The 1712-nt window shown below is 46.0% G+C and carries 3 protein-coding genes; all 3 read right to left on the reverse strand.

Translation table 11 applies throughout. The features are described from left to right. Positions 1-426, reverse strand: a 426-nt coding sequence (locus ACQY26_RS06875) for an FtsX-like permease family protein (RefSeq protein ID WP_428048402.1), incomplete at its 3' end; no start/stop codon positions are given. Between the two features lie 2 nt (positions 427-428). After that, positions 429-1106, reverse strand: a complete 678-nt coding sequence (locus tag ACQY26_RS06880) for an ABC transporter ATP-binding protein (protein WP_428048403.1) — start codon at positions 1104-1106, stop codon at positions 429-431. Beyond that, positions 1099-1712 (reverse strand): ABC transporter permease (locus ACQY26_RS06885; RefSeq protein WP_428048404.1); only part of this gene is annotated, 614 nt, incomplete at its 5' end. The genes ACQY26_RS06880 and ACQY26_RS06885, both read right to left, overlap by 8 nt.

The following is a 1712-nucleotide window of genomic DNA, read 5'->3' on the forward strand; positions in this document are numbered from 1 at the left end:
TAATCCCATTTGTGCGCCGGGTAGTATTCCGAGCATTGCACCAAGCAGGACAGCGGGCAAATACAGTATGCGAATATCCGCATTAACAATCTTCCGTAAATCCTTGTTTTCGGCGCCAACGCTCGTCAGTATACCGCGAAGCTGTGCGTTTTCCTCCATGCGCATACGGCAATGAATCCGAATCATCAGCAGCGTGATAAGAACCAAGACAATAACCGACAGATTCATGTACATGGATACTTTTGCTATGAATTCCTCAAACGGAAGTGCTTCGTACTCCGGATTCGGATATAAAAGGACCTGCATCTCAAAAGCCAGAAAGAAGGATATAAGCACCATGGAAAAGAGTACCGATGCGGCTAATATCCCGTGTTTGATCTTATCTGCTTTGAGCCTGCGGACTGCTATTTTGGTGACAGGGGACATGGCTATTTCCTCCTGTCGGATGTGATCTTTCCGTCCGCTATAGAAATCACACGCCGAGCCTGCTCTGCTACTGCATCGCTGTGCGTGACAATCAGAACGGTTATTCCATATTCCTCATTCATTGCCTTGAGAAGCTTCATAACTTCCGCGCTGTTCTCATTGTCAAGATTGCCGGTCGGCTCATCTGCAAGAAGCAGCTTGGGGGAGTTCATAAGCGCGCGCGCTATCGCTACGCGCTGCTTTTCCCCTCCGCTGATTGAAGGCGGCATTTTATCGCTCAAAGCTTCTATGCCGAATTTGGCAAGCAGTTTTTTTGCGCGCTCAAAATTGCTTTTGCCTTTAAGAAGAGAAGGCATATTTACGTTTTCCAGCACGGTAAAATCCGGCAGAAGGCTGTCAAACTGAAACACAAAACCGAATTTGCCAAGCCTTAATTTGGCGCGTTTATCCTCTTTCAGTTTAAGAATGTCTTTGCCTTCAAAAAACACCTCGCCGGAAGTAGCCTTGTCCAGCAGGCCTATAATATTTAAAAGAGTGCTCTTACCGCTGCCGCTGGGGCCTATAAAAACTATAAATTTTCCCTTTTTAACTTGCAGGGAAACGCCGTCAAGCACTTTAATTTCGCCGCCGGCGTCGTTATAAACTTTGGTAAGATTTTTAATTTCGAGTATATTATCCATATCTTATAGCGTCCACGGGATTTACTTTTGAGGCTCTGTACGCCGGGTACAATGCCGATAAGAAACATAAGAAATAACTGCCCAAAACCACGCTTAAAATATCAGACCATTGCAGGCTTACGGGCACTTTGGTCAAATAATAAATATCGCCGGGCAGCTGGACGATGTCAAAAGCGGTTATGGCCCAGCATAAAACCAAAGCCAAAACTATCCCGGATATCACGCCCGCACTGCCTATATAAAGGCCTTCAAGTATGAATATGCGCCTTATCCTGGCCGGGCTTGCGCCCATGGCGCGCATAAGGCCGATATCTTTAAGCTTTTCCGTGCCGAACAATATCAAATTGGAAGTAATGTTTAAAGACGCCACCAAAATTATAAGCGAAAGTATTATAAACATCATGACCTTTTCCAATTTCAAAGCGGCGTAAAGCGTGCTGTTAAGCTGCATAAAAGTTTTTACGGCGTAGCGGCCTTGGGTGGCTTCTTCTATGGCGGCGGCGGCCTTTTCGGCATTATCAAGTTTATCCAACTTTACCGAAAGCCCGGTTACCCCGCCTTTAAGCCCCAAGAAATCCGAAGCGGAAGCTATATCGGTATATACTA

The sequence above is a fragment of the Candidatus Proelusimicrobium excrementi genome (genome assembly GCF_937881865.1).
GTDB classification, from domain to species: Bacteria; Elusimicrobiota; Elusimicrobia; order Elusimicrobiales; family Elusimicrobiaceae; genus Proelusimicrobium; species Proelusimicrobium excrementi.

Coding starts and splice junctions, on each gene's coding strand:
- ACQY26_RS06880 (WP_428048403.1), bottom strand. CDS start 1,106: ATGGATAATATACTCGAAATTAAAAATCTTACCAAAGTTTATAACGAC.